The sequence below is a fragment of the Methylosinus sp. LW4 genome (assembly GCF_000379125.1).
Classification (GTDB): Bacteria; Pseudomonadota; Alphaproteobacteria; order Rhizobiales; family Beijerinckiaceae; genus Methylosinus.
Window position 1 is genome coordinate 1,755 of sequence record NZ_KB900628.1, and the last position, 416, is coordinate 2,170.

The following is a 416-nucleotide window of genomic DNA, read 5'->3' on the forward strand; positions in this document are numbered from 1 at the left end:
GCGAGCTGCGTCGAGGTGAAGGCCTGCACTTCGGTGGAGGTCAGCGCGCCGAAGGCGGTGGCGGAGAGCGATCCGATCTGAGCGGCGGAGAGATTGCCGACCTGCGTGGTGGAGAGATTGCCTGTGACGGTAGCGTCGAGCGCGCCGATCTGGGAGGTCGAGAAGTCCGCCGTATCGATAGCGTCGAGATAGGAGGCGGAGAGGCCGCCGATCTGCGTTGCGGTGAGGCCGCGGACCTGCGTCGAGGTCAGATCAGAGACCTGCGTGGTGGAGAGGTTGGAGAGCGCCGTCGTCGTCAGCTTGCCCAGCTGCGTGGCCGTGAGGCCGGCGAGCTGGGTGGAGGTGAAGGCCTGCACCTCGGTCGATGTCAGCGCGCCGAAGGCGGTGGCGGAGAGCGATCCGATCTGCGCCGCGGA

Annotated in this window: 1 protein-coding gene; it reads right to left on the reverse strand. The window is 67.8% G+C overall.

Annotation, left to right across the window (positions count from 1 at the left end; genetic code table 11):
• On the reverse strand, nucleotides 1-416 hold a 416-nt coding region (locus METLW4_RS29045), incomplete at both ends, for a hypothetical protein (RefSeq protein ID WP_043333709.1).